This window comes from Amycolatopsis echigonensis (assembly GCF_002846615.1).
GTDB lineage: Bacteria > Actinomycetota > Actinomycetes > Mycobacteriales > Pseudonocardiaceae > Amycolatopsis > Amycolatopsis echigonensis.
The window spans coordinates 519,574-544,419 of the sequence record NZ_PJMY01000003.1; the positions used below are offsets into that span (position 1 = coordinate 519,574).

The 24,846-nt window shown below is 69.7% G+C and carries 22 protein-coding genes; 11 read left to right on the plus strand and 11 right to left on the minus strand.

Translation table 11 applies throughout. The features are described from left to right. Positions 1-210: 210 nt before the first annotated feature. Together ATK30_RS06895 and ATK30_RS06900 are read right to left on the minus strand one after the other, a co-directional pair. Positions 211-1,383 (minus strand): acetoin utilization protein AcuC, encoded by a 1,173-nt coding sequence (locus ATK30_RS06895; RefSeq protein ID WP_101434837.1) that lies wholly within the window; start codon positions 1,381-1,383, stop codon positions 211-213. A gap of 130 nt (positions 1,384-1,513) precedes the next feature. Further along, positions 1,514-2,353, minus strand: coding sequence for a sulfurtransferase (locus ATK30_RS06900; RefSeq protein ID WP_101434838.1), 840 nt, complete (start codon positions 2,351-2,353; stop codon positions 1,514-1,516). A gap of 109 nt (positions 2,354-2,462) precedes the next feature. Here ATK30_RS06900 and ATK30_RS06905 point away from each other — a divergent pair, with 109 nt between their 5' ends. The 3 genes from ATK30_RS06905 to galE all read left to right on the plus strand — a co-directional run bounded on the left by ATK30_RS06905 (position 2,463) and on the right by galE (position 5,437). Next, positions 2,463-3,185, plus strand: coding sequence for a metal-dependent transcriptional regulator (locus tag ATK30_RS06905; RefSeq protein WP_101434839.1), 723 nt, complete (start codon positions 2,463-2,465; stop codon positions 3,183-3,185). After that, the gene (gene galK, locus ATK30_RS06910; protein ID WP_101434840.1) at positions 3,182-4,366 is read left to right on the plus strand and encodes a galactokinase; all 1,185 of its coding nucleotides are present in this window, start codon (positions 3,182-3,184) and stop codon (positions 4,364-4,366) included. Before ATK30_RS06905 ends, galK begins: the two co-directional genes overlap by 4 nt. 90 nt (positions 4,367-4,456) lie before the next feature. Then, a complete protein-coding gene (gene galE, locus ATK30_RS06915) occupies positions 4,457-5,437 on the plus strand; it encodes a UDP-glucose 4-epimerase GalE (RefSeq protein WP_101434841.1) in 981 nt (326 codons plus the stop codon). A gap of 402 nt (positions 5,438-5,839) precedes the next feature. Here the strand turns inward: galE and ATK30_RS06920 are convergent, their stop codons facing one another. Together ATK30_RS06920 and ATK30_RS06925 are read right to left on the minus strand one after the other, a co-directional pair. After that, positions 5,840-6,952 (minus strand): DUF4192 domain-containing protein, encoded by a 1,113-nt coding sequence (locus ATK30_RS06920; protein WP_101434842.1) that lies wholly within the window; start codon positions 6,950-6,952, stop codon positions 5,840-5,842. 201 nt (positions 6,953-7,153) lie between these two features. Then, complete coding sequence (locus ATK30_RS06925) at positions 7,154-8,005, minus strand: M23 family metallopeptidase (protein ID WP_101434843.1); 852 nt, start codon at positions 8,003-8,005, stop codon at positions 7,154-7,156. A 91-nt stretch (positions 8,006-8,096) separates the two neighbouring features. Here ATK30_RS06925 and ATK30_RS06930 point away from each other — a divergent pair, with 91 nt between their 5' ends. Next, positions 8,097-9,233 (plus strand): histidine kinase, encoded by a 1,137-nt coding sequence (locus tag ATK30_RS06930; RefSeq protein WP_101434844.1) that lies wholly within the window; start codon positions 8,097-8,099, stop codon positions 9,231-9,233. Next, positions 9,203-9,871 carry a response regulator gene (locus tag ATK30_RS06935; protein ID WP_244194542.1) on the plus strand — a complete coding sequence of 223 codons (669 nt, stop codon included), beginning with the start codon at positions 9,203-9,205 and terminating at the stop codon, positions 9,869-9,871. The genes ATK30_RS06930 and ATK30_RS06935 overlap by 31 nt, the downstream gene beginning before the upstream one ends. Here ATK30_RS06935 and ATK30_RS06940 read toward each other — a convergent pair. Continuing rightward, complete coding sequence (locus ATK30_RS06940) at positions 9,847-11,577, minus strand: Xaa-Pro dipeptidyl-peptidase (protein WP_463672416.1); 1,731 nt, start codon at positions 11,575-11,577, stop codon at positions 9,847-9,849. The two genes, ATK30_RS06935 and ATK30_RS06940, sit on opposite strands and share 25 nt — an antisense overlap. A 125-nt stretch (positions 11,578-11,702) precedes the next feature. Between ATK30_RS06940 and ATK30_RS06945 the strand changes: the two genes are divergently transcribed. Further along, a complete protein-coding gene (locus ATK30_RS06945; RefSeq protein WP_101434845.1) occupies positions 11,703-13,223 on the plus strand; it encodes a DUF4139 domain-containing protein in 1,521 nt (506 codons plus the stop codon). Positions 13,224-13,227: 4 nt separating this feature from the next. On the opposite strand, the gene ATK30_RS06950 is transcribed toward ATK30_RS06945, so the two are convergent. Together ATK30_RS06950 and pdxR are read right to left on the minus strand one after the other, a co-directional pair. Beyond that, the gene (locus ATK30_RS06950; RefSeq protein ID WP_101434846.1) at positions 13,228-13,659 is read right to left on the minus strand and encodes a CBS domain-containing protein; all 432 of its coding nucleotides are present in this window, start codon (positions 13,657-13,659) and stop codon (positions 13,228-13,230) included. Between the two features lie 98 nt (positions 13,660-13,757). Next, the gene (gene pdxR / locus ATK30_RS06955) at positions 13,758-15,176 is read right to left on the minus strand and encodes a MocR-like pyridoxine biosynthesis transcription factor PdxR (RefSeq protein WP_101434847.1); all 1,419 of its coding nucleotides are present in this window, start codon (positions 15,174-15,176) and stop codon (positions 13,758-13,760) included. A gap of 82 nt (positions 15,177-15,258) precedes the next feature. On the opposite strand from pdxR, the gene ATK30_RS06960 reads away from it, so the two are divergent. Continuing rightward, on the plus strand, positions 15,259-15,837 hold the full coding sequence (locus ATK30_RS06960) for a TIGR03086 family metal-binding protein (protein WP_101434848.1): 579 nt from the start codon (positions 15,259-15,261) through the stop codon (positions 15,835-15,837). Here the strand turns inward: ATK30_RS06960 and ATK30_RS06965 are convergent. Beyond that, positions 15,830-16,723, minus strand: a complete 894-nt coding sequence (locus ATK30_RS06965) for a neutral zinc metallopeptidase (RefSeq protein ID WP_101434849.1) — start codon at positions 16,721-16,723, stop codon at positions 15,830-15,832. The two genes, ATK30_RS06960 and ATK30_RS06965, sit on opposite strands and share 8 nt — an antisense overlap. Before the next feature lie 107 nt (positions 16,724-16,830). Between ATK30_RS06965 and ATK30_RS06970 the strand changes: the two genes are divergently transcribed. Further along, positions 16,831-18,840 carry a prolyl oligopeptidase family serine peptidase gene (locus ATK30_RS06970; RefSeq protein ID WP_101434850.1) on the plus strand — a complete coding sequence of 670 codons (2,010 nt, stop codon included), beginning with the start codon at positions 16,831-16,833 and terminating at the stop codon, positions 18,838-18,840. Here the strand turns inward: ATK30_RS06970 and ATK30_RS06975 are convergent. Beyond that, positions 18,837-19,424: a hypothetical protein gene (locus ATK30_RS06975; RefSeq protein WP_101434851.1), complete on the minus strand. Its 588-nt coding sequence runs from the start codon at positions 19,422-19,424 to the stop codon at positions 18,837-18,839. The two genes, ATK30_RS06970 and ATK30_RS06975, sit on opposite strands and share 4 nt — an antisense overlap. 97 nt (positions 19,425-19,521) lie before the next feature. On the opposite strand from ATK30_RS06975, the gene ATK30_RS06980 reads away from it, so the two are divergent. From ATK30_RS06980 to ATK30_RS06990, 3 genes are read left to right on the plus strand one after another with little or no spacing between them, the layout of a single operon-like run. Then, positions 19,522-20,079, plus strand: a complete 558-nt coding sequence (locus ATK30_RS06980; protein WP_167441852.1) for a TetR/AcrR family transcriptional regulator — start codon at positions 19,522-19,524, stop codon at positions 20,077-20,079. Positions 20,080-20,084: 5 nt separating this feature from the next. Next, a complete protein-coding gene (locus ATK30_RS06985) occupies positions 20,085-20,606 on the plus strand; it encodes a DUF4865 family protein (RefSeq protein ID WP_101440678.1) in 522 nt (173 codons plus the stop codon). A 12-nt stretch (positions 20,607-20,618) separates the two neighbouring features. Continuing rightward, a complete protein-coding gene (locus ATK30_RS06990) occupies positions 20,619-21,002 on the plus strand; it encodes a tautomerase family protein (RefSeq protein WP_101434853.1) in 384 nt (127 codons plus the stop codon). 292 nt (positions 21,003-21,294) lie between these two features. Here ATK30_RS06990 and ATK30_RS06995 read toward each other — a convergent pair whose 3' ends face one another. Next, entirely contained in the window at positions 21,295-24,111 is a 2,817-nt protein-coding gene (locus ATK30_RS06995; RefSeq protein WP_101434854.1) for a vitamin B12-dependent ribonucleotide reductase, read from the minus strand. Between the two features lie 37 nt (positions 24,112-24,148). Next, positions 24,149-24,640 (minus strand): transcriptional regulator NrdR, encoded by a 492-nt coding sequence (nrdR, locus tag ATK30_RS07000; protein WP_101434855.1) that lies wholly within the window; start codon positions 24,638-24,640, stop codon positions 24,149-24,151. Positions 24,641-24,846 lie beyond the last annotated feature (206 nt).

The window sequence follows — 24,846 nt, forward strand, 5'->3', positions numbered from 1 at the left end:
TCGTGCGGTTGTCAGAAGCGGGGTTGCCCGGGCCAGGGTCGGACGCGTTGGCCCCGCCAGAACCGCCCATCGCCCGAGCGTCACGAGCGGAAACACCGCCCGCGTCGGGCGCGGCAGGTCCACTGGAACCGCCGATCGGGCGGGTGTCGGGAGCGGGGTCGTCCGGGCCGGGGTCGCCGGTGCCGGGACGGCGTGGCTGGTCGGGCATGGTCAGTCCCTCGGATCGTCCGGGTCGAGGCCGTGCAGCGGGAAGATCGCGCGGCGGGTGTCGCGGATCGCGATGTCCACCGGGTCGTCCGCGTCGTCGCCCCACCGTTTGAAGGCGGTGTCCTTGCCGTCGGTCATCGCGGCGGGGAGGTCTGCGGCCGGGGCCGCGCCTTGGACCGTCGAGACCCAGCCGGGCGGCAGCGGCGTTTCCGGCGGGACGTCGCGGTCCAGCACGGTCGCCATCAGGTGCGTCCACGAGCGCGGCACGACGCGGATCAGCTGGTATCCCCCGCCGCCGACGGCGAGCCAGCGGCCGTTCGCATAGCGTTCGGCCAGGTCGCGCAGCGTGGAGTAGATGGTGCGGTGTCCGTCGACCGACAGGGACATGTCGGCCATCGGGTCTTCCTCGTGCGAGTCGACCCCGCACTGGGTGACGAGCAGCTGCGGCTGGAACTCTTGCAGCACAGCCGGAACCACCGCGTCGAACGCCCGCAGCCACCCGGGGTCCCGCGTGTGCGGCGGCAGCGGGATGTTCACCGCGGAACCGGCCGCTTTCCCCTTGCCGATCTCGGCGGAGTAGCCGGTGCCGGGCCAGAGCGTGAACGGATGCTGGTGCATCGAGACGGTGAGGACGCGCGGGTCGTCGTAGAACGCGGCTTGGACGCCGTCGCCGTGGTGCACGTCAGTGTCGACGTACGCGATGCGGTCGAAACCGTGGTCGAGCAGCCACGAGATAGCGATCGCACAGTCGTTGTAGATGCAGAACCCGGACGCGTGATCGCGCATCGCGTGGTGCAGCCCGCCCGCGATGTTGACTGCCCGGCGCACCTCGCCGTCGGCGATCTTGCGCGCGGCGAGCAGCGTCGAGCCGACGACCAGTGCGGTCGCGTCATGCATATCGGGGAAGACGGGGTTGTCGTCGGTGCCGAGCCCGTGCCCGACGTCCCATCCGACGTTCGGCGCCTCCCGCACGGCGGCCAGGTACTCCGGCACGTGGACGCGCAGCAGTTCCTCGTCGCCTGCCGCGGTGGGCACGAGCAGATCGACGCCGTCGAGCACGCCCAGCTCAGTGGCGAGCCGCACGGTGAGGTCGAGCCGGACGGGGTTGAACGGATGCTGCCCGCCCAGGTCGTACTTCAGCAGCGACGGATCCCAGACAACCGCAGGCGACGACATGCATCGCACTGTACTTCCCCGCCGCGTCCCCAGCCGGGTTCCGCGGCGGGGCGGAACTCAGCCACGCCGCCTCTCACCCGGAACCTTCCGGACGAGAAGTCGGTGCACAGCGCCGAAAGCTCCGACGGAGTCAGCCGCGTTCGGGACCGGTGGCCGCGGGGCGTTCCGGATCGCGCGACCAGTGCGACCACGACCCCGCGTACAGCGCGGCGGGTTCCGGATGCCCGGCGACCTCCAGCGCGAGCACCACCGAGGACGCCGTGACGCCCGAACCGCAGTAGGCGCCGACCGGAACCCCGTCCGTCAAGCCCAGCGACGCGAACCGCTCGGCGAGCTCAGACGGCGACTTCCAGCGCCCGTCCGCTCCCGCGTGCTCGGACGACGGCGCGCTGACCGCACCCGGGATGTGCCCGGCCCGCGGGTCGACCGGCTCGGTCTCGCCGGTGTAGCGGACGTGCGCCCGCGCGTCGAACAGCACACCCTCGCGTGCGAGCGCCGCCGCGTCGTCGGCCGACAGGACCGGCATGGCTCCCGGCCGGACCTCGATGTCGCCCGGCTCCGGCGACGGCGTCTTGGCCGTCACTTCCCGGCCCTCGGCCAGCCACGCTGCGTAACCGCCGTCGAGCACCGCGACCTCCGGATGCCCGGCCCAGCGCAACAGCCACCAGGCACGCGCGGCGACCGAACCGTCAGCATCGTCGTACACGACCACCGGACGCCCGGCCCGGACCCCGGCTCTCCGCAGCTCGCGCTGCAGCACCGCCGGGTCGGGCAGCGGGTGGCGGCCGCCCTCCCCGGGCGGCGCGGCCAGCGCCGTGTCGAGGTCGACGAACACCGCGCCGGGCAGGTGTCCCTCCTGGTAGGACTCCGCTCCCGGCGGTCCGCCGAGCCGCCAGCGGACGTCCAGCACGACGGGACGCTCGCGGCCGGTCAGCGCGGCGAGCTCAGCGGGCGAGATCAACGGTCGCATGGCCCCATCCTGCAGGTCCGGACGCGGTTCGCGCACCAGGACAGGACTTTTCGCCGCGGCCGGGCCGTTACGCCGAGGCGAGCCGTCGCTGTCGGGGCCAGCGACTACGATGAGCTACGCGGACGAAGGGGACAGCGTGAACGATCTCATCGACACCACCGAGATGTACCTGCGTACCATCTACGAGCTCGAAGAGGAAGGGGTCGTTCCGCTGCGGGCCCGGATCGCCGAGCGCCTGCAGCAGAGCGGGCCCACCGTGAGCCAGACCGTGGCCAGGATGGAGCGCGACGGGCTGGTCGTCGTCGCCGACGACCGGCATCTGCAGCTCACCGACCACGGCCACGACCTCGCCGTCGCGGTCATGCGCAAGCACCGGCTCGCCGAGCGCCTCCTCGTCGACGTCATCGGCCTCGAGTGGGAGCACGTGCACAACGAGGCGTGCCGCTGGGAGCACGTGATGAGCGAGGCCGTCGAGCGCAAGCTGGTGAAGCTGCTCGACCACCCGACCACGTCGCCGTACGGCAACCCCATCCCCGGGCTCGACAAGCTCGGCGACGGCGATCCCGCGCCGCGCGCCGAGGACGGCCTGGTGCGCCTCGACGAGTTCGCCCGCACCGGCGGCGGCGAGGTGGAGATCCGCCGCATCGCCGAACACGTGCAGCTCGACGAGTCGCTGCTCACCGAACTGCGGACGGTCGGGATCGTGCCCGGCGGGTTCGTCACGGTCGGCAAGGCGGCGGGCGGCAGCGCCACCGTCGAGGTCAAGGGCACCGAAACCACGGCGCAGGTGTCCACCGCGGCGCTGCACGCTGTGCTGGCGCTCGCCAAGTGAGCCCGGCGACCGACGCGGCGCGCGCGTTCCGCGAAGTCCACGGGCGGGCCCCGGCAGGCGTGTGGTCCGCGCCGGGCCGGGTGAACCTGATCGGCGAGCACACCGACTACAACGACGGGTTCGTGCTGCCCTTCGCGCTTCCGCACCGGCTGGCCGCGGCCGCGTCCCCGCGCGAGGACGGCAAGCTCCAGGTCGCCACTCTCGGCGACGACGGGCAGCTGCAGCACTCCGGGCCGCACGACATCGCCGCGCTCGAACCGGGTTCGGTCGACGGATGGGCCGCGTATCCCGCCGGGGTGGCGTGGGTGCTGCGCGACCAGGGTTACGCGGGCGGCGCCGACGTGGTCGTCGCGGGCGACGTGCCGTCCGGGGCGGGGCTTTCCTCCTCTCACGCGCTGGAATGCGCGGTTTCGCTGGCTTTGCTGGGCGTGGCCGGGGTCGAACTCGAAGACGGCGGAGCGACCACTCCCACGCGTCCGGAGATCGCGCGCTGGGTGCAGCGGTCGGAAAACGACTACGTCGGCGCGCCCACCGGGCTGCTCGACCAGACGGCGTCGCTGTGCTGCGAGGACTCGCGGGTGCTGTTCCTCGACGTCCGCTCGGGCGAGATGGAGCAGGTGCCGTTCCCGCTCGCCGAGGCCGGGCTCCGGGTGCTCATCATGGACACCCGCACCAAGCATTCCCACACCGACGGCGGCTACGGCGCGCGGCGGCGCGGCACCGAGCGCGCGGCGGAACTGCTCGGCGTGAAGGCGCTGCGCGACGTCACGCTCGACGGCCTCGACGACGCCCTGGCGCAGCTGCCCGAAGATCTGGTTCCGCTGGTGCGCCACGTGGTCACCGAGAACCAGCGGGTGCTCGACGTGGTCGCGTTGCTGCGCGAGAAGAAGCTCGCCGAAATCGGGCCGCACCTCGACGCGTCGCACGTGAGCATGCGCGACGACTACCGCATCTCGACGCCCGAGCTGGACCTCGCGGTCGACTCGGCCCGCTCGGCCGGCGCGCTGGGAGCGCGGATGACCGGCGGCGGGTTCGGCGGCTCGGCGATCGCACTGGTCCGCGACGAGGATCTGGACGGAGTTCGCACCGCGGTCGAAACCGCCTGTGAGCAGGCCGGGTTCCGCCGTCCGCGGATGTTCACGGCGGTGCCGTCGCGCGGCGCGGGCCGCGACGAGGCCTGATTTCCGGAGCAACCCCCGGAGGGTCCGTCGCGTCGCACCAAGGGGAGACTGTGCCGCACAGTCGCCACCCCTCAGCAGAAAGGCCTTGACGTGACGGACCAGCAGAGCCCCCTGAAACTCATCGTGACGGGCGGCGCGGGGTACGTGGGCAGCGTGTGCGCGGCCCGCCTCATCGAAGCCGGTCACCAGGTCACCGTGGTGGACGACCTGTCGACCGGGCACGCGGACGCGGTGCACCCGCAGGCGCGCTTCGTCGAGGGCGACGCGGCCGAGGTCGCCGCGGACCTGCTCGGCGAAGGTTTCGACGGCGTGCTGCACTTCGCCGCTAAGTCGCTGGTGGGCGAGTCGATGACCGACCCGGCGAAGTACTGGGAAGGCAACGTGGTGACCTCGCTGCGGCTGCTGGAGGCGATGAAGAAGCACGGCACGCCGCGCCTGGTGTTCTCCTCCACCGCGGCGACCTACGGCGAGCCCGAGGTGTCGCCGATCCCGGAAACGGCCCCGACGCAGCCGACCAACACCTACGGCGCGTCGAAGCTCGCCATCGACCACGCGATCACCAGCTTCGCCCGTGCCCACGGCCTCGCCGCGGTCAGCCTGCGGTACTTCAACGTGGCCGGCGCCTACGGCGCGTTCGGCGAACGGCACACCACCGAAACCCATCTCATCCCCCTCGTCCTCCAGGTCGCGACCGGCGACCGCGAACACATCTCCATCTACGGCGACGACTACCCGACGCCGGACAAAACGGCCGTCCGCGACTACATCCACGTGGTCGACCTCGCCGACGCCCACCTCCTCGCCCTGCGCCACGCCGCCGCGGGCGAACACCGCATCTACAACCTCGGCAGCGGCACCGGGTTCTCGGTGCTCGAGGTCGTGGAATCCTGCCGCCGGGTCACCGGGCACGCGATTCCCGCCGTGGTGGCCCCGCGCCGCGCCGGCGACCCGTCGGTGCTGGTCGCGTCGAGCGACAAGGCCAACGGCGAACTCGGCTGGACGCCCAAGCTGACCGACCTCGACGGGATCGTGTCGGACGCCTGGCAGTTCACCCAGTCGCGCCGTTCCTGACGGCAGTTCCGGACCGGGCACCGCCCGGGTCCGGTTCGCGCACAGCATTCCGGTGCGGAGGGCGGGGATTCGAGTGGATCCCCGCCCTCCGCGTCGTTGCGGCGAGCGCATCGTTCAGACGCGCCCGCAGCAGGACACCGAAAGTCCACTGAGGACTCAGCAGCGCAGGATTCGACTCGGGCACGTCAGCAACGGGACGGCGCGGCTCGCACCCGGCCACTCCCCTGCGCCGGAACACCAGCCGGTATCCAGGAAAGCCGTACAGGGCTCCGCCCAGGAACCACGTCCTGTCACCGTGGTGATGAACCGGGTCAACCTCGACTCAGGCCCACGCCCCGTCTCCCGACCAGGAAACCCAGCCTCCCCCACGGCATTCCGGACCGGAAGTCTCGTCGGAAACGGTCATCTCATCCCCCGCGGCGGCCCAGATCTTTGCCCCGGACCCGCCTCCCCACCGCTCCCCGGTTCCGGCGGCGGAGACAAGCCAAGATCCACCGCGGTGCTCAAGTCGGCGAGACCGGTCAGTTTCGCCGGGTCCGTGCCGATGTTCCACGCGGCCTGCAGCAACTGAGCCACCACATGAGCGGGATCGGCTTCCACGGCGTTCGCCAGGGCCATCCCGGCGAGCGCGCCTTCCCCACGCATCAAGGCGGTGTAGCCGAGATGCAGCGCGGCCTCGGCACGGTGCGGTGGCGGTAGTTCGCGGACCAGCGTCAGCCACACCTCTTCCGCCTCGCGGGTCAGCGACGTGTGCGGCGGGACCGCGAGAGCCAGGCAGGCATCGCGGACGGGGTTGAACGTCAACGCGTGGGCGAGGCGCACAGCTTGGTCGTCGTCGGGCGGGCCCGCACCTCGGCGCTGGCGAAGGAATGCGTCGCGGAGTTCGCCAACCGCCGCGTCCAGGACGTCGCTGTGCGACATGCCAGGGCTGCACAACGGTTCCGGACAGGACGCCAGCAAGTCAGCCCGGCGGGCGATCGCTTCCGGCGACCGGGGTTCAAGAACGGCAGCCAGCTCTTCGCGGCTGCGGAAGACCACGAAGCCCGCCTCCGTGGTCGCGGCGGCGATGACGGTTTCCTGCGGATCGGGCAGAACGCCTCGGCAGTCCGGATCCCGGTAGCACGACCATGGTGCACCGGGTTCGATCTCGGCGGTCCACAAAGCATGGAACAGGCGGAGGTTGTGCCGCGCCAGGCCACGCTCCAGCTCGGCTGCGAATTCCCGGTGGGGTGGACCGTTTTCGTCCGCTGAACCGCCGACGAGGACGGCGGTGACGCCGTTGTGCTCGTGGTCGGCGAAGCGCGGGATCAGCGCATCTGCTTGCTGTGCTTGGAGTTCTCGCGGCGGAAGGTCGGCGCGCAGCATCAGGCCGATCGTGGTGCCGGGTACGCGATGACCCAGCAGCACGAGGGAATCGTCGGGACGGAAACCGAGCAGGTACGGGAGCGAGGCGATGAGGTCGGCCGGGTTGCTGAGGGTGGCCCGGGAGATGCCGGGCGGCGTCGAGGTGGTCACGCCTCCACTGTGCGCCGCGAATCCGCGAATCGGGGCCAGCACGGCAAATCTGTGGACGACGGCAGGCAGTTGTGGACAACCGCGTCACGAGCGGGAAGCGCCGATGGAAATTGTCGGTGGCGTGTGCATCAACACGAACATCCACAATAGACAGAATGCTGCCGGAGCAGGCAAGGCTCCGGCAGCATCGTCAGAAATCGCTCAGCCGCAGTGTTCGAACGGGCTCGTGTACGAGGACGAGCCGACCGAACCGCCCCACTTGACGCACGTGGACCCGGCGTTCTTCTTCACCGGCCCGGCGTAGTAGGTGAAGTTCCCCGAATCCGTCGCCCTGGTCGACCCCTGAACCTCCAGGAACGCCGAAACCGGGCTGGCCGTCCCGAGGGAAACCGCCTTCAGGGTCGTCACGCAGTTCTCTTTGGAGGACGAGTTGTACAGCAGGTACGCGGTGCCCGCCGTCCCCAGCGCCTGCTGGTCGATCACCGAAAAGCCCGACCCGCACACCTCCGTCGCCGAGTACGGGTTGCCTCCGCAGCCGTTCTTGCTCGTGAAGTCCTTCTTGCCGTAATACGGCACCGCGACGCCGTTCAGCACGGCCTTTTGCGTCACGCCGTTCAAATTTTCTTCGAAATGCAGATGCGGCCCGGTCACCCCGCCGGTCGCGCCCGCCTTGCCGATCTCCTTGCCCTGCCCGACGCTCTGACCCACCGAGACTTCCTGCTCGGAAAGGTGCGCGTACCGGGTCCGCCAGCCGCCGCCGTGGTCCAGTTCGATCCAGCGGCCGTAGCTGGTGCTGCCCTCGTTCGCGACGCGCGTGACCGTTCCGGGCGCGGAGGCGAGCACCGGCATGCCGGTGATGCCGGACTTCTGGAAGTCGACCGAGTTGGGCGGGTTGTGGCCGCTGAAGGTCGCCGCGGTGACCGTCACGCCGCACTTGAATGGCACCTGGAAGTTGGGGGCCGCGGACGCCGTCGACTGGGCGGCGAGCGTCAGGCCGCACGCGGGCAAGGCCACCGCAGCCGCGACCGCCGCGAACCGTCTCAATCTGGACATGGGGCGTACCTCCTGATGGGGGAAATGTCCGACACCCTCCAGCCAAGCCGGAGCCAGTACATTTTCCGTACAAGACGACCGGGGAGGGCCCATGGGCACACCAGCGGCCTCGCTCGCCAAGGCGCGGCGGCGGTTCGAGGGCGCCGACTGGGTGCGCTGGGGCGTGCTCGCCGTGCCGGCCCTGTTCGCGATGCCGAGCGCGCGGCCCTGGACGTGGCCGCTGATCGCGCTGGTTCTCGTGCTGTCCGTCCCGGCGCTCTGGCTCACCCGGGAGTCGCGGCCGCGCTGGCTGATGCCCGCGACCATGATCGCCGTCGTCGCGGCGGCGGGCGCCCTATGGATCCTGCAGCCGGGCAGCTGGACCGCGACGACGATGTTCGGCGCGACCTTCTACACCCTTCGCGTGTCCGGCCGGGTCGGGGCGGCGATCTCGCTCGCCGTGGCCTCGGCGACGATTCTTGCCTGGTCGATCATCTACGACCTCGATTGGCTGAACGCGGTCGCCTTCTTCGCGGTCCTCGTCGTGATGGTGCTGCTCGCCGCCAACCGGCGGAGCCGCGCGGAACGGCTGGAACAGACCGAACTCGCGCTCGCCCGCGCCCAGACCGCCAGCGAGGAACACGCGCGCGCAGCAGCGCTCGCCGAACGCGCGCGCATCGCCCGGGAGCTGCACGACGTCCTTGCGCATTCCCTCGCCGGTCTCGCACTCAACCTCCAGGGCGCGCGTCTGCTGCTGGTCCGCGACGGTGCGAGCGAAGAGTCTCTCGCGCAGATCGAACGCGCGCAGAAGCTGGCGACGGACGGTCTCGCCGAAGCGCGCAAGGCTGTCGCCGCGCTGCGCGAAGACGCCGTACCCGTCGAGCGCTCGGTGTCGGACCTTCTCGCCGCGTACAGGCTCGACACCGGCTCTCGCGCCGACCTGGTGATCGAAGGCGAACCGCGCGAGCTAGACGCCGCTGTCGGCACAACGCTCGTACGCGCCGTACAGGAAGCCCTCGCGAACTCGCGCAAACACGCTGGCGGTCCCGCCCTAGACGTCACGGTGGCTTTCAACAACGACGAAGTCGACTTAACGATCATCGACCACCAGGGCCGCCGTCCGCCGGAGCCGCCGTCGCCGGGATACGGTTTGCGAGGCATGGGCGAACGGGTCGCGCTGGTGAACGGGAAGCTCGAATGCGGCCCTGGGGAGGACGGATGGCGGATTCACCTGGCGGTGCCGGCGTGACGCTGCGCGTGGTCTTGGCCGACGACCAGGCAGTAGTGCGCGAAGGTCTCGTCACGCTGCTCGGGCTGCTGCCCGGCGTCGAGGTGGTGGGCTCGGCGGCAGACGGCGTACAGGCTCTCGAACTTGTCGCGGAGCACCAGCCGGACGTACTGCTCGTCGACCTGCGCATGCCGAAGCGCGACGGCGTCGAGACGACCGAACTGGTCCGCGCGCAGCATCCGAAGACCGAAGTCGTCGTCCTCACCACGTACGCCGACGACGATTCCCTCCTCGCCGCGCTCAAAGCCGGTGCGCGAGGCTTCCTCACCAAGGACGCCGACGCCGACGCGATCGTCCGCGCCCTCCGCTCAGCGGCCGCCGGTCAGTCCACTGTGGACGGCGCGCTCCAGCAACGGCTGGTGGCCGCCGCGACGAGCCGCGCCCCGGTGCGCACCAAGGAACTGGAAGGCCTCACCGCACGCGAAGTCGAGGTGTTGCGGCTGATCGCGGCCGGGCTGTCGAACACGGAGATCGCGCGCACGCTCGTCGTCAGCGAAGCGACGGTGAAGACGCACGTCAATCACCTGTTCTCCAAGGCCGGTCTGCGCGACCGTGCTCAGGCCGTCGCCTTCGCCTACCGCGCCGGGATCGCCGAGTAGAACGCCTTCTTCCCGCCGACGATCGGCAACGTGACCGTCGTCCCGGTCAGGTCCAGCGACAGTCCCGCACCGGGCCGCGGCCGCAGCGTGAAGTCGTGGTCGCTGGAGGCCAGCACGAACTCCAGGCGATGTCCGGCAGCCACGATGTAGTCCTTCGGCATCAGCGAAACCTCGATGCGGTACCGCTGTCCGGGGGTGATCGGCGACGTGACCGACGGGCTGATCCGGTTCTGCGAGTCCGTCCAGCCGCGGCTGATCACGTGGGAAGTGCCGTCCGGCGCGCGGTCCAGCAGCACCGCGGTGACGTTCGCGGCCGGGCGGTCGAACGACAGCCGCAGCTCGGCTTTCGCCGTGCCGGACAACCGCACCGGCGCCGTGGCCGCGGAAGTGCGGTAGCGCAAGCGGTTCCCGGACGACGTCGCATCGGCGAGCTGTTCGATCTTCTTGCTCGCGTCGTCGGCCAGTGTTTCGACGGCCGGACGCCCGGGCACCGGCTGCCGGTCGAGTGCCCCGGTCGAACGTCCGCCCGGCCACGGGCGCAGTTCGACGTCCGAGGTGCCCGGCGCGGGCCATTCGGCCTCGTCGACCCACGACTTGTCCTCGCGTTGAATGGTCGCCTTCGGCTCGCGCTCGATCCCGTTGTCGACGCCGTAGAGATAGTGCGACATCCACTTGTTCACCGTCGTGAGCCAGACGTCGCGGCGCAGCGAAACCGGGTCCGCGTGGCCCGACTGGTGCAGCCAGATCTTGTGCTCGACGCCGTGCTTCTTCAGCGCTTCGTACCAGGTGGCGACCTGCTCGGTCTTGACGTTCCAGTCGTTCAGCCCGTGCACCGCGAGCACCGACGCGTGCACCTTGCCGACGTCGTTCCGGTAGTTCCGCACGTCCCAGAACTGGCTGTAGTCCCCGGTCAAGCGGTCCTGCGCGGCGGTGAGGCCGTCGAGCACCGGACGGCAGATCTGCTGGTCCGCACGCGAGTAGACGTAACCGGCCAGCACGTCCGTGTCCTCGCCCTGGTATCCGCCGGGAGCCACGACCGCGCCGGCGTTGCGGTAGTAGCCGTACCAGCTCGAAATGGCGGCGATCGGCACGATCGTCTCGAGCCCTTCGACGCCGGTGCTCGCCACCGCGTTGGGCAGCGTGCCGTTGTACGACACGCCCATCATGCCGGTTTTCCCCGTGCTCCAACTCGCCGTGACGGACGCTCCGGCCTGGTCGTGCGCGGAAGCGCGGCCGTTCAGCCAGTCGACCACGGAGCGCGCGCCGATCGTCTCGTTCACGTCGCCGGTCGTCGGGCAGCCGGTCGACAGCCCGGTGCCGAGGGATTCGCCGTACACCACAGCGAATCCGCGCGCGGTGAAGTAGTTCTGGTAGCTCCACCCGATCGGCGGCGCGGCGTGCGGTCCCGGCACGTACAGCTCGGTGTCGACGTTGTGGTTCGGCACGTCGTTGCCGCCCGCGAAGTACGGGCTCGCTTCGTACACGACAGGCACCTTCATGCCCTGCGCCGTGGCGCGCGGACGCACTACCTGAGCGTGTACGAGGTCAGGCTTGCCGTCGTGGTCGCTGTCGACAGGCGCAGTGACCCACACGTCCTCGCGGATGACGTCAGCCGGATCGAAGACCGGCTGCGCTTGACCGTCGGTGAAGACGGGCGCGGGCGGCGAAGCAGCTTCAGCGACCGCGGGCACGGACAACGTGGCCACTGCGACGAAAACGGCAGCGACGCGAGCGGCAACTCCCACCAGAACCCCCAAGCCGGACGAAGCAGGCGAGCAGCTTCGAGACTTCCGTCAACCGCAAGTTGCGTCAACCGACTAACGTCGGAGCCATGGACGCACCGATAGTCACGGTTACGGTCTATCCGCAGCACGCGCGCGTCACCCGCCGCTGTCAAGTCACTCCGGCGGACGGGTCCCGCGTAGAGATCACGGGTCTCCCCCTGTCGCTCGACGCTGCTTCGGTGCGCGTCAGCGGAGCGGGCGACGCGTTGGTTACGGGCGTCGACGTCGCGTACGTGCAACACGCCGAGCCTGCGGACCCAACGCTGCGCGCGCTCGTGGAGCAGCGTCGCGCGGACCAAGCGACTGTCGACGAAGTAGCGGACGACGAGAGCGCTGCAGCGGCGCGCGTCGACTTGTTGACCGGCGTCGCGCGACGCAGCGGAGCGAGCTTCGCGAAGGCTTTGGCTGGCGGCGACGCGGAACCGGGGCGTGTCCAGGAAGTGAGCGAAGCGCTCAGCACGCAGTTAGCCGTGGCGCTCAAGGAACGTCGCGCGCTCGCCACGAGGCTGGAACGGCTGCGCGAAGACCTCGCCGCGCTCGACCGTCAGATCGAAACTCGCAGCGCACAGTCCGAACAGGACAGTTCCACCATCGTGGTGGAGCTGGAATCCCCCGCCACCGCCGAAATTGAACTGTCCTATGTGGTCCCCGGCGCGCGCTGGGAACCCGGATACGACGTGCGCGTACGCGGCACCGACGTCACCGTCACCTCGTACGGATTGGTCAGTCAGCACACCGGCGAGGACTGGCCGGAGTGCGAACTGACGCTGTCCACCGCCCGCCCGGCGAACACCGTCGTGATCCCGGAACTCCAGCCCTGGTATCTGGACCGGCAGCAACCGGACCGCCGGTCGATGGTGCCGCCCGCACCCGCTGCCGCGATGGCATACGGCGGCGCACCAGCCGGTCGAGACGGCTTCGCCGCGCACGTCGCCGAAGTCGAGCAGGGCACCACTGCGGTCACCTTCCGCCCCGCACGCCCGGTCGCGATCCCGTCCGGCGCGCAAGGCCACCGCACGACGCTCGCGCAGCTGGACTTCACCGCGGAACTGGACTACGTGACCGCACCGACGCAGGCCGAAGAGGCCTACCTGCGCGCGAAGGTAGTCAACACCGGGCAGCACACGCTTCGCGCCGGTCGCGCCGCGGTGTTCCACGAAGCCGAATTCGTCGGCAGCACGCTGCTGGAACTGTGGGCGCCCAGCGAGGAACGCGAACTCGCGCTGGGCGTCGACGACCGGATCCGCGTCGAACGCGAACTGGTCAAGCGCAGCGCAGGCAAGGCGACGTTCTCCGCGCAACGCCGTCGCGAAGCCGATTACCAGACGACAGTCACCAACCACAGCCCACGCGAAGCCGTGGTGTCCGTGCTCGACCAAGTCCCGGTCTCCCGGGACGACGCGATCACTGTGCGGGACCTGCGGGTCAGCCCGGAGCCGGTCGAGCGCACCGAACTGGGCCAGTTCACCTGGCGGCTCGCGATCGCGCCCGGAGCCTCCGCGACGGTCTCGCTCGGCTACCGGGTGGATGTCGCGAAGGGCGTCGAGCTCAGCGGCTGGCGCGAATGACGCGTCAGCCCTGGGAGATGTAGGCCTCCAGCTGCTCCTGGCTCTGTTCCAGCTGCTCCATCCGGATCTTCACCACGTCGCCGATGCTCACGATGCCGGCCAGGCGCCCGCCGTCGAGCACCGGCACGTGCCGGATCCGCCGTTCGGTCATCACGACGCTGAGCTGGTCCACCGGATCGTCCGGCGAGCAGCTGGCGACCAGGGTGGTCATGATGTCCGCGACCGGCCCGTCGAGGATCGAGGGCCCGTGGTCGTTGAGCCGGCGCACGACGTCGCGTTCGGACACGATCCCGGCGATCCCGCCTTCGGCGTCCACCACGACCATCGCGCCCACGTTGTGCCGGGCCAGGCCCGCCAGCAGCTCGGTGACGGTCGTCCCCGGCGACACAGTGGCGACCGTCGCGCCCTTGCGCTGAAGCAAATCCGCAATCCGCATGGCGATGCCCTCTCCTCGGTGAGTCGGGTCACATCAGGTTAGGGCCCCGGTGCCGAGTGCGAAAGTCCAGCGGGACGCGTCCGTTCGTGGTAACGCGATCATTCAGGCCCGCTGTCGAACACCCTCCGCAACCGGGCGAGACCGGGCCCGATCTCCTCCGCCGCGATCGCGCCGTAGCCGAACAGCAGCCCGTGCCGCCGCGCCGCCACGGAGAAATCGCCGAGCGAAAAAAGCCGGACGCCCGCGCCGGACGCCTTCCGCGCGAAGCCGCGCAGATCCCGGTCCGCCGACGCGCTCAGGTGCAGCCCCGCCGACGCCGGGACCGGCTCCAGCACGTCGCCGAATTCGGCGCGGAGACCGTCGACGAGGAGGTCGTGGCGCGCGCGGTAGATGCCGCGCATCCGGCGGACGTGCCGGGCGAACCCGCCTTCGGCGACGAACGCCGCGACCACCGCTTGTTCGATGCCCGGGGAATGCCAGTCGGCGAGGTATTTCGCCTTCACGATCGCTTCCGCCAACGCGGGCGGCGCGGCGAGGAAACCCAGCCGCAGCGCGGGCGACAGGACCTTCGAGAACGAGCCGACGTAGACCACCCGGCCGTGGGAATCCAAGCTGTGCAACGGTTCCAGCGGACGTCCGGAGTAGCGGAATTCGGTGTCGTAATCGTCCTCGACCACGACTGCCCCGTTGTCCTCCGCCCAATCCAGCAGCGCTCGCCGACGAGACGGCGACATCGCGACACCGAGCGGGTACTGGTGCGAAGGCGTCACGTGCACCAAGCGAGTGTCCGGCGGAATCGCGTCGACCACGATGCCCTCGTCGTCCACTGGAACCGGCGCGACGCGCACTCCGAGCGTGCCCAGCAGGAGACGCGGCGGCGGGTAACCGGGATCCTCGACCGCGGCCAGGTCGCCGGGCCGCAACAAGACCCGCGCGACGAGGTCGATCGTTTGTTGCGCGCCTGAAGTGACCACGAGGTGTTCGGGGCGCACGCGCACGTTCCGGGACAGGGCGAGGTGCCGCGCGAGTTCGGTGCGCAGCCGAGGATCGCCCTGGGGTTCGCCGTAAGTCATCAGTTCCGCGCGGGAACTGCGCAACGCCTGGGTCGTCAGCCGACGCCAGGTCTCGAACGGAAACAGCCGCACATCCGGCGCCCCGGCGCGGAAATCGAACTCCGGCGGGTCGGTGAACGCCTTCGGCGGCGCGGGCACGTCTGTCCACTCTGGACGCGGCTGGACGCCGTCGGCGAGCCCCGTCGGTTCAGCGGGCCGCGGCGCGGCACCCGCGCGCACGTAAGTGCCGGCTCCGACCCGGCCGGTAAGGAATCCTTCCGCGGTGAGGCGTTCGTACGCGGCGGTGACGGTGGTGCGCGAAACGGCCAGCTGGTGCGCCAGTTCCCGGGTCGGCGGCAGCACGTCGCCGTCGCGGAGCCGCCCGTCGAGCACCGCCTCGCGAATCTGGCGGTAGATCTCGTCGCGATGGCCGCGAGTGCCGGAAAGGTCGAGGTGCAGGTCCACGCGTTCAGCCTAGATTGGTCCACCGCAGTTGGGCATATTTTGGCTCTCTTCCTGGACCGATCTGGCGGTTAGCGTGAAGCGCATGACCACGTTCGATCTCGACCGGCAATCTCTGCTCGTCCTCGATCCCATCGTCTCGAAGATCACCGCCGCGGACCTCGACCGGCCCACGCCGTGCACTGGCTGGACGCTCGCCGACCTGCTCCGCCACCAAGTCAGCGAAAACCGCGGCTTCGCCGAAGCCGCGCGCAACGGCTCCGCGAAGGACTGGCATAGCGGTCAGCTCGGCGAAGACGCGTACGCCGCGTACGCCGCTTCGGTGACCGACTACCTCGATGCGTACGGCGAAGCCGACGTCGCGGAACGCCAGATCACCATCAGCACCTTCGGCACCTTCCCGGGCACAGTGGTGATCGCGATGCACCTCGTCGACACCGTCGCGCACGGCTGGGACCTGGCCAAGACCCTCGACGTCGCCTACGACCCGGTACCGGAAGCAGTACACGCCGCACTGCAGTTCGCGCTCATGATCCCGACCGACCCGAAGGAACGCGTCGAACGAGGGACCTTCGCGCCGGTGGTGCCCGTCGGCCCGGACGAAAGCGAGCTGGACCAGTTCCTCGGCCTGCTGGGCCGCGACCCGCAGTGGCGCGTCAGCTGACCTTGTCCGCCGGGGCCGACCAGGTGTCGCAGGCGGCCGGGCCGGACCCGGTGTAGCCGGCTTTCGCCCAGGCCAGCTGGTTCGCGCGGGTGCCGTGGTCGCCGCTGTCGTCGGCGCGGCCGTAGTCGGCGACGGCGGCGTTCGCGGTGGCCCGGCTGATCGAGCCGCGGTCCGCCGCGGCGTTGAGGAACAGCGCGCCGAAACAGTTGGCCTGGAGTTCGATCCGGCGCACGACCGCCTTGTCCGCGTCGCTGGTCGGTTCCGGCGAACCCATCTCCGCGCTCGCCGCGTCGAGGATGCCGCTCTCCCGCTGGACGTGATGGCCGTACTCGTGGGCAAGCGTCGCCAGGTGGCGAGGCCGGCTCAGGCCCGCGTCCGACAGCATCCAGTCGGTGGGCGCGTAGATCGTGGCGTCGCCGCCGCAGTAGTACGCGACCGCTTCGTCCCGGGACGGCGCGCTGCCGCAGGCGCTGGTCTTCGGCAGCGTGACCGACACCTTGACCGGCAGGTTCGGCTCGTCCGCTTTGTCCAGCGCGGGCTGCCAAGCCTGTTTCAGACAGCCCACGAGCGCGGTGTAGAAGCTCTTGAGCTGCTCCGCGTCCCGGCTCAGCTCCGGCAGGTCGCAGGACACCGGACCGAGCGCGATCCCGCCGGCGAGCAGCGGGTTGCCGCGGAGCTTGCGCACCGGTTTGGCGTCCTGGCGGTCAGGCATCGAGTCGGCGTTCGGGGCCGCCATCGCGTGCCCGGACACCTCGTGCGGGACCGCGGCTATGAGCGCGAGCGTGACCGCGACGATCGCCACCGCCGCGACGGCGCCCAGCGCTTTGCCCGCCCTCCGGCGCGGCGGAGCCTGCGGCGGCCACGAGCCTCCGGCGTGATACGTCATTCCTCCCCCTCCCGGCCAGCATACGGAGACCGCGAGCCGCCCTGGATCACGAAACGGGAACGCCGGGCTCCTGGCCGGATCCGCGACGGACAGCGAGACTGGACGCTATGACTGTCGAAGATCCGTACCTGTGGCTGGAAGACGTGACGGGCGACGAGGCGCTCGAATGGGTCCGTTCGCGCAACGCGGAGACGCTGGACGTGCTCACCGCGAGCGAGAGGTTCAGGCAGCTGCGGGACTCGATCCGCGAGGTGCTCGACGCGGGCGGGCGGATCCCGTACGTCGTGCGCCGGGGGACGCACTACTACAACTTCTGGCAGGACGCCGAGCACCCGCGAGGGCTGTGGCGGCGCACCACGCTGGAGCAGTATCGCACCGCCGAACCGGACTGGGAGATCCTGCTCGACGTCGACGCGCTCGCCGCGGCAGAGGACGAGAACTGGGTCTGGAAGGGCGCCGCGGTGCTGCGTCCCGGGCACCGGCTCGGCCTGGTCCAGCTGTCGCGCGGCGGCGCGGACGCGACCGTGGTCCGCGAGTTCGACCTCGACGCGCACGAGTTCGTGGAGAACGGGTTCGCCCTCTCCGAGGCGAAGCACCGGATCGGGTGGATCGACGCCGACCGGGTGTACCTCGGAACGGACTTCGGCCCGGGCTCGCTCACGACGTCCGGATATCCGCGTCTGGTGAAGGAATGGCGGCGCGGCACTCCGCTCGAAGAAGCGGTTCTCGTCGCCGAGGGCAAGCCGGACGACGTCGCGGTGGCGGCGTACCACGACCCGACCGAGGGCTTCGAACGCGATTTCGTGCGCCGGGCGATCGATTTCTACCGCACCGAGTACTTCGAGCGGACCCCGTCCGGACTGACCAAACTGGACCTGCCTGAGGACGTCGAGGTCTCGACGCACCGCGAATGGCTGCTCGTGCACCCGCGCAGCGCGTGGACCGTCGGCGGCGTCGAACACCCCGCGGGGACCCTGCTCGCGATCCGCTACGACGCGTTCAAGTCGGGCGACCGCCATTTCACCGCACTCTTCACCCCGGACGCGCACACGTCGCTGGACTACTACGCGTGGACCCGCAACCACCTCCTGCTCGCGACGCTGCACGACGTCAAGTCGGAGCTGCGCGTGCTGACGCCAGGGCCGGACGGCTGGGCCGAAGCGGAACTGGGCGGTGCGCCGGAATTCGGCAGCGCGCAAATCGTCGACACCGAACCGGACGTCGACGACGAGTACCTGGTGGATTCCTCCAGCTACGTCCAGCCGTCCACGCTCACCCGCGGCGTCGTCGGCGGCGACGTCGAGGTGCTGAAGCAGGCGCCGGCGTTCTTCGACGCGACCGGGATCGAAGTCAGCCAGTACTTCGCGACGTCGGACGACGGCACGAAGATCCCGTACTTCGTGGTCCGCCCGCCCGGCGCGGAAAACGGCCCGACGCTGCTGTACGGCTACGGCGGTTTCGAGGTTTCGCTGACCCCGTCGTACGGCGGGGTCGTCGGCCGGTCCTGGCTGTCGCGCGGCGGCACGTACGTGGTCGCGAACATCCGCGGCGGCGGCGAGTACGGCCCGGAATGGCACATGCAAGCGGTGAAGGAGAACCGGTACAAGGCGTTCCAGGACTTCGCCGCGGTCGCGCGCGATCTCGTCGCACGGGGCATCACGACGAAGGAACGGCTTGGCATCCAAGGCGGCAGCAACGGCGGACTGCTGATGGGCGTCATGCTCACCAGCTACCCGGAGCTGTTCGGCGCGATCGTGTGCCAGGTGCCGTTGCTCGACATGAAGCGCTACCACCTGTTGCCGGCCGGGGCGTCCTGGATGGCCGAATGGGGTGACCCGGACGTGCCGGAAGAGTGGGAGTACATCTCGAAATACTCGCCGTACCAGAAGGTTTCGGCGGACGGCGATTATCCGCCGATCCTGTTCGTCACCTCTACCCGCGACGACCGCGTGCATCCCGGGCACGCGCGCAAGATGGTCGCGCGGATGCGGGAACAGGGCCACGACGTGGAGTACTTCGAGAACATCGAAGGCGGCCACGGAGCGGCGGCTGACAACGAACAACTCGCGTTCCGATCGGCGGTCGCCTACGAGTTCCTCTGGTCGAAGCTTTCCTAGACCAGGTCCCGGGGCCGCGCCCGCACGCGCGGCCCCGGTCGGATCGACGGTCCTCTGTGGACATCCGCGAGCGCTCGCTCGAACCGCGCCCAGGCATCGATGACGAACGCCAGCCAGGGCACCCCTAGCCGTCGTAGCGCGCGTCCATGGCCGACCAGGACGCCGCCGGTTTCCAGTATCGCTCTGGCTCGCCATCTCGCGGTGGCCGCGATTCCCCAGCGCCGCAACCGGTCCACGTGGTAACTCAGCCGTCGTTCCAGCCCGGCGAGCACGCGCGCGGCTACCTCCGTCGTGGCCGGGTCGCGGGTGCCGTCCCGCACCGCGCGGTAGTAGCCGAGCGCGAGCACGTCGGAGATCAGCTGGGTCATCACGTCGCCTTTTCCCGGCTGGCCCGCGGTTTCGAGCAGGCGCGCCACCAGCCGCTGGTCTTCGACGGTCGGCTCGTCCGGCGGATTCCGGAACCGGCGGACGCTGCGCGCGACCACCGGATCCAGCCGCACGCCACTCCCCCACGCCGGCTGCGGCCGGACCTTCCGTCGCCGCGCCTCAGCCTCGAACACCGCATTCCAGTCCACGGCGGCCATGCTGCCGCCTCGATGTGCCGGTCTGGCGGCGAGATTGTGGAGGTTCGGTGGAGCTGCCGTCCTTGTCTCTGTACCTACTAGTATGTACGCTGAGGTCATGTCCGCCCGAGATCAACTCATCGCGAGCACGCAGGACCTGCTGTGGGAGCGGGGATACGTCGGCACCAGTCCGAAGGCGATCCAGCAGCGCGCCGGCGCCGGACAAGGCAGCATGTACCACCACTTCGCCGGCAAGGCCGACCTGGCGCTCGCCGCGATCCGGCAGAACGCCGCCGATCTGCGCGCCTCCGCCGAGGCCGCGTTCGCCCAGGGCACGACCGCGGTCGAACGCGTTTCCGCCTACCTGTTGCGCGAACGGGACGTCCTGCGCGGCTGCCCGGTCGGACGGCTGGCGCTGGATCCCGAGATCGTCGCGAACCCGGAATTGCGTGCGCCGCTGGAAGAAACGTTCGACTGGCTGCGCGGCCGTCTCGCCGAAGTGCTCGCCGAGGGCATCGCGAACGGCGAGCTGCCGGCCGATCTCGATCCCGCCGCGACCGCAACCGCACTCGTCGCAGTGCTGCAGGGCGGATACGTCCTCGCCCGGTCGTCCGGAACCGTCGAGCCGTTCGACCAAGCGATCCGCGGCGCACTCGCGCTCCTCGAACGGCGGTGACGGCGATGTACGCCATGCAGTACGAGATCGACCTGCCCGACGGTTACGACATCGAGCACCGAGTCGCGACCCGGGGCCATCGCACCGACGCGTTCCCCGGATTGGGGCTCAAGGCATACCTGGTGCGAGACAACCGCTACGCACCGTTCTACCTGTGGACCGACACCGCCGGAATGAGCCGGTTCCTGTGGGGCGGCGGCGGATTCGACGGCATAGTCCAGGATTTCGGGCGACCGCCAGTGCTGCATTGGACCGGTGCCAGCTGCCTGCCCGGCCCCGCGCGAGCGAGCGCCCCGGAGTTCGCGACGAAACGCGTAGGCCGGTTTTCCGAAGGCATCGACCGCGAACTCGCCGAACTCGCGCGGCTGTCCCTCAATCCAGCAGTGCACACCACCGCGCTGGCCATCGACCCGCGGCGCTGGGAAACCGTGCGCTTCACCCTCTGGACCACCGCCCCGGCCGAGGACACCGACGTCCAGTACCGGGTGCTGCACCTGTCCCGTCCGAATATCGACCAGCTGAACTGAGAGGTCGCCCCCATGCCGCTCGTCCGCATCGACGTGCTGTCTGAACCCAACGCCGACCGTCTGCCCGCCATCGGCGACGCCGTGCACCAGGCGATGACCGAGACCATCAACGTCCCGGTCGACGACCGGTTCCAGATCCTGAACAGCCACGCCACCGACCGTCTGCGGTACGACCCGGGCTACCTCGGCGTCCACCGCGACGACGACATCGTCTACATCGCCATCACGATGCGCGCCGGCCGCACTAACGAACAGAAAGCCGCGCTGTACCGGCGAGCGACCGAACTCATCGCCGAGGCGACGGGGATCGAACCGCGGAATGTCTTCTTCAGTGTGACGGAGAACCACGAGGTGGACTGGTCATTCGGCGAGGGAGTCGCGCAGATGCTGTCTTGACGTCGTTTGCGCGCCAAGCTCATCGCAGGGTCAGGCATGCCGCTCGCGCTGATGGTTTCCGTGCAGCATGCCGATTTCCGGCCCGTCGGCACAACGGGCGGAGGACGGTCGGCGGACCGGTCGTGCCGTCCCGGCGGCCGAGGCTGATGTCCTGCCGCACGAACCGGGCCTCCGGCCCTGGCATCCCACCGTTCCTCCCCAACCGCGACGCCATTCCCGCGCCTGAGCCGAGCGGGGCCCCGGAGGATTTCCGGAGCCCCGCTCGACCTAGATGCGCCTGAACCGCTGCCGATCAGCTGCAGCCGGACGTGGCGCCGCAGCCTTCGCAGGCGTAGCACGATCCCGCGGGCCGCATCTTCGTTCCGCAGGTCATGCAGAGCGGTGCGTCCGCCGCCTTGCCGAGGTGGAGTTCCATCAGTTCGGCCGTGCTGTGCGCGTCGCGCGCCGAAGTGTCCGTTGTGGACTCTTCCGTGCGAGCCGGCGAGGAATCCACACTGCTGCGCAGCGCGTCGAGGTCGATGTTCTGGCCGCCGTAGTTCGCCTCGACTTCGGCCGAGCGTTCGTCCGCGGTGAAAATGCCCAGCTGGGCCCGCTTTTCGTACGGCAGGTAGTCGAGCGCCAAGCGGCGGAACAGGTAGTCCATGACGCTCGTGGCGATCCGGATGTCCGGGTCGTCGGTCATGCCCGCCGGTTCGAAGCGCAGGTTCGAGAACTTCGAAACGTAGAACTCGAGCGGGATGCCGTGCTGCAGGCCGACCGAGATGGACATCGAGAAGGCGTCCATCACGCCGGACAGCGTGGAGCCCTGCTTGCCGAGTTTCACGAAGATCTCGCCGAGGCCGTCGTCCGGGTACGAACCCGCGTGCAGGTAGCCCTCGGCCCCGCCGACGGTGAACGACACCGTCTGGCTCGGGCGCTTCTTCGGCAGGCGGCGGCGCACCGGGCGGTATTCGACGATCTTTTCCGGCTCGGTGTCCGCCGCGGCTTCCTTCTTCTTCGCCGTGGACAGCGGCTGTCCGACCTTGCAGTTGTCGCGGTAGATCGCGAGGGCCTTGAGGCCGAGTTTCCAGCCCTGGAAGTAAATCTCCTCGACGTCCTCGACGGTCGCCGACTCCGGCATGTTGACCGTCTTCGAGATCGCGCCCGAGATGAACGGCTGGACCGCGGCCATCATCCGCACGTGGCCCATCGGCGCGATGGACCGGTCGCCGACCGCGCAGTCGAACACCTCGTAGTGCTCGGGGCGCAGGCCCGGCGCGTCGACCACGTGGCCGTGCTGCGCGACGTACTCGACGATCGCCTCGACCTGCTCGGGCTGGTAGCCCAGCACCTGCAGGGCGCGCGGCACGGTCTGGTTCACGATCTGCATGGACCCGCCGCCGACGAGCTTCTTGAACTTCACCAGCGAGAAGTCCGGCTCGATGCCCGTGGTGTCGCAGTCCATCATGAAGCCGATGGTGCCGGTGGGCGCGAGCACCGAGGCCTGCGCGTTGCGCCAGCCGTTGCGGGTGCCCAGTTCGATGCCCTTGTGCCACTCCTCCGACGCCAGCGCGCGGACCGCGGCGTCGTTGCTGTGGTAGGTGCGGATCAGTTCGTTGGCCGCGGCGTGCTTGCGCATGACGCGCTGGTGCGCCTCGGCGTTGCGGGCGTAGCCCTCGTACGGTCCGACGACGCCGGCCAGCTCGGCCGAACGCCGGTAGGACACGCCGGTCATCAGGGACGTGATCGCGGCGGCGAGCGCGCGGCCGCCCTCGGAGTCGTACGCGTGGCCCAGCGCCATCAGCAGCGCGCCGAGGTTGGCGTAGCCGATGCCGAGCTGGCGGAACTTGCGCGTGGTGTCGGCGATCGGCTCGGTCGGGAAGTCGGCGAAGCAGATCGAGATGTCCATCGCGGTGATGACGAACTCGACGGCCTTCGCGAACAGCGGCGCGTCGAACGTGCCCTCTTCGGACACGAACTTCAGCAGGTTGAGCGACGCGAGGTTGCAGCTCGAGTTGTCGAGGTGCATGTACTCGCTGCACGGGTTCGAGGCGGTGATCCGGCCCGATTCGGGGCAGGTGTGCCAGTCGTTGATCGTGCTGTCGTACTGGACGCCCGGGTCTGCGCATTCCCACGCCGCCTGCGCCATGCTGCGGAACAGCTTCTTCGCGTCGGTGCGGTCGATGACCTCGCCGGTGAGCCGGGCGCGCAGGCCGAAGTCCGTGCCGTTCTCGACGGCGTGCATGAACTCGTCGGACACGCGGACCGAGTTGTTCGCGTTCTGGTACTGCACCGAGGAAATGTCGGAGCCGGAGAGATCCATGTCGAACCCGGCGTCGCGGAGGACCTTGATCTTTTCCTCTTCGCGCGCCTTGGTCTGGATGAACTCCTCGATGTCCGGGTGGTCGACGTCGAGCACGACCATCTTCGCCGCGCGCCGGGTGGCTCCGCCGGACTTGATGGTGCCCGCGGAGGCGTCGGCGCCGCGCATGAACGAGACCGGGCCGGACGCGGTGCCGCCGGAGGTGAGCAGTTCCTTCGAGGACCGGATGCGCGAGAGGTTGAGGCCCGCGCCGGAGCCGCCCTTGAAGATCAGGCCTTCCTCGCGGTACCAGTTGAGGATCGACTCCATGGTGTCGTCGACGGCGAGGATGAAGCAGGCGGACACCTGCTGCTTCGACGACGTGCCGACGTTGAACCACACCGGGGAGTTGAAGCTGAAGACCTGGTGCAGCAGCATCCAGGTGAGCTCGTGCTCGAAGATCTCGAGGTCGGACGGACCGGCGAAGTAGTCGTGGTCGGCGGCGGCTTTCACGTAGGTGCGCACCACGCGGTCGATGAGCTGCTTGAGGCTGCTCTCGCGCTGCGGGCTGCCGACCGCGCCGCGGAAGTACTTGCTGGTGACGATGTTGGTCGCGTTGACCGACCAGAACTCGGGGAATTCGACCCCGCGCTGCTCGAAGTTGACGCTGCCGTCGCGCCAGTTCGTCATGACGACGTCGCGGGTCTCCCACGCGACCTCGTCGTAGGGGTGGATCCCCTCGGTGGTGAAGACCCGCCGGACGGTGAGGCCCTTGTTCGGCTTCTTGTTCTGTCCGGCCGCCGCGCCGGTTCCCACGGTTTCGGTCATGCGGTCCTGTCCCTCGCTCCCCGCGACCGGTGACGGCTCAGTCGTCGCCGGCGCGCTCGCTTTCCTGGTCCTCCGCAGTTCCCGCCATGGCTTTCCGCAGGTCGGCGATCTCCTTCTCGAAGTCCTCGACCGAGGAGAAGGAGCGGTAGACGCTGGCGAACCGGAGATACGCGACGCCGTCCAGTTCGCGCAGCGGGCCGAGGATGGCGAGGCCGACCTCGTGGCTGGGGATCTCGGCCAGCCCGGCGGACCGGATCGACTCCTCCACGCGCTGCGCGAGCTTCTGCAGCGCGTCGTCGTCGACCGGACGGCCCTGGCAGGCCCGCCGCACTCCGTTGACCACCTTGTCCCGGCTGAACTGCTCGGTGGCGCCGGACCGTTTGACCACGGCCAGCACCATCGTCTCCGACGTGGTGAAACGCCGTCCGCACTCGGCGCACGAACGCCGCCGCCGGATCGCCTGTCCCTCGTCCACCTCTCGGGAGTCGACGACCCGAGAGTCCGCATGCCGGCAGAACGGGCACCTCATCCGCCGATCACCTTCCCCTCCGCGCCGGTCGATTCCTGTCCCCACCGGCCCCTGCCGCCACGCTACGGCCTGGACCGCGGTCACCGCGCGCGACCCCGCGCCTGGTGATCGACTTGTGGACATCCGGTGGGCAACTGCCGGCCGGCTGTGGACAACTGCCGCCAGTCTACCCCTACCTGTGGACCAACTACAGCGGTGTAACTACT